The following is a 4,187-nucleotide window of genomic DNA, read 5'->3' as shown; positions in this document are numbered from 1 at the left end:
GTTCAGGACCACCTCGCGTTCCCGGAGAGCTTTCCGGTGCCGGCTACTGATGGGTTCGGGGTGAAGTTTTTCGCGTAACCGGTGGGCCTGGCGGCAGAACTTCGTCACGGTGGTCTGACCGGCCAACGCGATCAGCCTGGTTTCATAGGCGGCGGCGAGAGCGGGGTCGGTGTCGGGCATGTCTGTGGCTTCTTCGACAACGGCCCAGGCATGGCGGCGTGAGAGTCTGCCGTCCTCTAACGCGTTCAACGTGGCCGGGTAGTGGCGGGTCAGCAGGGTGCTGTGTTCGACCAGGAACCCGGCGGTCCGCTCCGGCAGGTGCAACGTGGCGCCGATCTCGGCTGCGGCCAGGGTTTTCTCAAACCCGAAAGCCCCGCGGCCGCAACGGGTTTGCTCGGTTTGCAGGTCCAGGATCCGGGTAACCAGTTTCGCTTCCTGGGCATCGAGCCATGACCGCGCCTCGGCGACGTCATTCAACGCATCCAAGACCTGGGCAGAGTCAAGGCCGGCCGGGGCGGCGAGCCCGAGTTGGCCGGTCAGGGCGGGAGGTTCGTCGCTGGAGCGCACCCGCTCGCCGGGCACGAAGGCCATTCCCCAAAAATCCGATGCCTCATCATCCGCATCGGTCGAACCCGCAGCCTCAGCCTCCGACTCCGGCGGTTCAACAGTGGGTGCTGTCCACACCGCGTCCACGCCTAGCGGTCCCTCCGGACCATACCCAGCAGAAGACCCAACAGAAGCCCCGGAGGAAGACGCCGCAGAAGCGCCGGCGTGAGTTCCCGCAGTAGACCCCGTGGCCGTGTTCGCGGGCCCGCTGGTCGAGGCGGAATCCGCGCCGGATTCGGGAGGGATTCCCGATCCGGGAGCAGAAGCTGCACTGCTTTTCATACCCCAATTCCATCATCGAGCACCGACAGTATGAGGGGAAAATAGGGGGCCCGGAAAAAACTTTTTCGAAGTATTTTCGGCACCCACAAAAGCGGCCCACGTAAGCACTGGACTCGCCTGACTACTCTCAAACTCGCCGCCGAGCGGTTGGCTGTGATGGCCCCGGCACATCCAGACCCGCCACAGCTACCTTCTCGCCGGGGATGTAATAGATAGGGTTGAGTGCATGACTATCCGCGACGCCCGCCCGGCTGATGTAGCCACCATCCTCCAGCTCATCCACGACCTCGCCATCTACGAGAAAGAACCTGACGCCGTCAGGAACACTCCCGAACAGCTGCATCAGGCCCTCTTTGGACCCATGCCAAGCGTGTTCGCGCATGTCGCCGAGTCGGACGGCGTCATCCAGGGCTTTGCCCTCTGGTTCCTGAACTACTCAACCTGGGAGGGTGTCAACGGGATCTATCTGGAAGACCTGTACGTCCGCCCCGAAGCCCGGGGCGAAGGCCACGGCAAAGCACTCCTGCAGAACCTTGCACGCATCGCCGCGGAACGGGGCTACGCCCGGGTGGAATGGTCGGTCCTGAACTGGAACGAACCCTCAATCAACTTCTACGACAGCCTCGGCGCCCTCCCCCAGGACGAGTGGACCACCTATCGCCTCACCGGCCCCGCCCTCACCGCAGTGGCCAGCGGATCCGCTACGTGAGCGACCAGTCAGCCGCCGACGTCGTCCCCCACCGCCGCGAATCAACCCACCTGATGCACGGCGCACGCACCACCGGCCATTACTTCACAGTTCCCCTGGACCATCGGACGCCCGATGGTGAAACCATCACCATCTTTGCCCGCGAGTACAGCTCGCTGGAGTACGACGGCGAAGCCATTGCCGACCTGCCATGGCTGCTGTTCCTGCAAGGTGGGCCCGGCGGCCGGGGCAGCAGGGTCACCCAGCTTGGCGGCTGGATGAAGGCTGCGGCCAGACACTTCAGAATTTTGATGCTGGATCAGCGGGGCACCGGCCGTTCCACCCCAGCGGATGCCGCGACCCTTCCCCTCCGCGGGGACGCTGCCGCACAGGCCGAGTATCTCGCGCACTTCCGGGCCGACTCGATTGTTGCTGACGCCGAACTGATCCGCCGCCAACTCGTCGGGGCGCCCTGGACGGTGTTCGGTCAGAGCTTTGGCGGTTTCTGCACCCTGACGTACCTGTCTGTCGCACCCGAGGGCATGGACCGGGCGCTGATCACCGGTGGCCTGGCACCACTCAGTGGCCCCCCGGATCAGGTCTATTCCGCGACCTATCGGCTCGTCGAAGCCAGGAACCGGGAATACTTCGCCAAGTATCCCGAGGACCGGACGACCCTCACCCGGATTGCACACCACGTCGAGGCAATCGACGAGCGGCTACCGACCGGTGAGCGTCTCACCGTTGCACGGCTGCAGATGATCGGATCCTTCCTTGGTGGCAACACCCGGATGGACGCCCTGCACTTCCTGCTCGAGGACGCCTTCGTGAGCACCGCCGATGGTCAGCGGCTGTCCCGGGTGTTCCTGGACGCCGTCTGGGCGCAGGTCAGCCGGTCATCCAACCCCCTCTACGCCCTGCTGCATGAGTCAATTTATTGCCAGGGCGGGGCCTCCGACTGGTCCGCCAACCGGGTGTTGGCCGAGCACCCCCAGTTCCTCCCGACTGCTGAGGAACCGCTGCTGACCGGCGAAATGGTGTATCGGTGGTACTTCGATCAGGACCCGTCACTAGTTCCGCTGCGGGACGTCGCTGACCTCCTCGCAGCAAAGGCGGATTGGGGCAGCCTCTACGACACCGACCAGCTCGCCCGCAACACTGTCCCCGCTGCGGCTGCCGTCTATCAGGACGACATCTACGTGGACCATGACCTGTCCATGCGGACAGCCCGCGCGGTCAAAGGCTTACAGGCATGGGAGACAGCTGACTTCCACCACGACGGGATTTCCGACGACGGTGAAGCGATCTTCAACCGGTTGCTGGGTATGACCGGCTGGCCCGCGTAGTCAGCCAGCGCTGAGGCGCGGACGGTCGGAGAAGGCTACTTCTCGACGTCGGCCGTGCCGCGGGCCTTCCGTGCGTCCTCTTCAAGCTTGGCATCGATGCTGGCCTGCTTGGCCTTCGGGCTGAGCAGGCTCAGGACAACCGCGACCACAATGGTGCCGAGGATGATGCCGAGGGACAGGAAGGTGGGGATGATCGGAGCCCACTCAATGTGCTGGCCCCCGTTGATGAACGGCAACTCGTTTTCATGCATGGCGTGAAGGATCAGTTTGATGCCAATGAACGCCAGGATAACCGAGAGCGCATGCTTCAGGTAGATGAGGCGGGTCATCAGGCCACCGAGCAGGAAGTACAGCTGGCGCAGGCCCATCAGGGCAAAAATGTTGGCGGTGAAGACGATGAACGCGCTTTCGGTCAGACCGAAGATGGCCGGGATCGAATCCACCGCGAAGAGCAGGTCGGTGAGGCCGATGGTCACGAAGACGATCAGCATCGGGGTGAAGACCTTCTTGCCGTCCACGACGGTACGGATCTTGTTGCCGTCGTATTTGTCGGTCATCGGCAGGACGTTGCGCAGCTTGCCGATCACCTTGTTTTCGCTACCGTGTTCCTCGTCTTCGCCGGTGTCCTTGGCCTGCTGATAGGCCGTGTAGAGCAGGAAGACACCGAAGATGTAGAAGATCCAGCTGAAGTTGCTGATCAAGGCTGCGCCGAGCAGGATGAAGATTCCGCGGAGCACCAGCGCGATGATGATGCCCACCATCAACACTTCCTGCTGATACTTACGGGGTACCGAGAACCGGGCCATGATGATGATGAATACGAACAGGTTGTCAATGCTCAGGCTATATTCGGTGACCCAGCCGGCGACAAACTGTCCCCCGTAATCCGGGCCGGTGAAGATAAACATCAGGACCGCGAAGATCAACGCGAGAGAAACGTAGAACGTGACCCACAGGCCGGCTTCCTTCATTGACGGCTCGTGCGGGCGCTTAACCACCAGCAGCAAATCGAACAGGAGGATGAGGCCCAGCACAATGAATGTGCCTACCTCAAACGCCAATGGCAGTTCCAGCGTGGGTTCGGGCATGAGGGACCTTTCAAGGGTGCAGCGGATTCCGCAAGTCTCTCCGCCGCGGCATTTGCCACCGGCCGCTACGCCCGGCGAAACATCGATGCTCCGCGTGTTGACGATCGTAGCGCTTCGGGATACTCCCCTACGTCCGGCTTATCCTAACCCCGTACGAGCCGGATCAGGAAATGGCTC

At 62.7% G+C, this 4,187-nt stretch carries 4 protein-coding genes; 2 read left to right on the top strand and 2 right to left on the bottom strand.

Annotation, left to right across the window (positions count from 1 at the left end; genetic code table 11):
* The coding region (locus K728_RS22975; protein WP_237742069.1) for a DUF222 domain-containing protein at positions 1-684 on the bottom strand (684 nt) is incomplete at its 3' end.
* Between the two features lie 430 nt (positions 685-1,114).
* Between K728_RS22975 and K728_RS22970 the strand changes: the two genes are divergently transcribed.
* Positions 1,115-1,597: a GNAT family N-acetyltransferase gene (locus tag K728_RS22970; RefSeq protein WP_024475596.1), complete on the top strand. Its 483-nt coding sequence runs from the start codon at positions 1,115-1,117 to the stop codon at positions 1,595-1,597.
* The gene (locus K728_RS22965; RefSeq protein WP_024475595.1) at positions 1,594-2,922 is read left to right on the top strand and encodes an alpha/beta fold hydrolase; all 1,329 of its coding nucleotides are present in this window, start codon (positions 1,594-1,596) and stop codon (positions 2,920-2,922) included. Before K728_RS22970 ends, K728_RS22965 begins: the two co-directional genes overlap by 4 nt.
* A 35-nt stretch (positions 2,923-2,957) precedes the next feature.
* Here K728_RS22965 and K728_RS22960 read toward each other — a convergent pair whose 3' ends face one another.
* Positions 2,958-4,010, bottom strand: a complete 1,053-nt coding sequence (locus K728_RS22960) for a TerC family protein (RefSeq protein ID WP_019481449.1) — start codon at positions 4,008-4,010, stop codon at positions 2,958-2,960.
* Positions 4,011-4,187 lie beyond the last annotated feature (177 nt).

The sequence above is a fragment of the Arthrobacter sp. CAL618 genome (assembly GCF_000468215.1).
GTDB lineage: Bacteria > Actinomycetota > Actinomycetes > Actinomycetales > Micrococcaceae > Arthrobacter_D.
This window is presented reverse-complemented; position numbering and strand designations above follow the sequence as displayed.

Excerpts from the sequence above, each read along its gene's own strand:
- K728_RS22970 (WP_024475596.1), top strand. The coding sequence starts at position 1,115 with ATGACTATCCGCGACGCCCGCCCGGCTGATGTAGCCACCATCCTCCAG.
- K728_RS22960 (WP_019481449.1), bottom strand. The coding sequence starts at position 4,010 with ATGCCCGAACCCACGCTGGAACTGCCATTGGCGTTTGAGGTAGGCACA.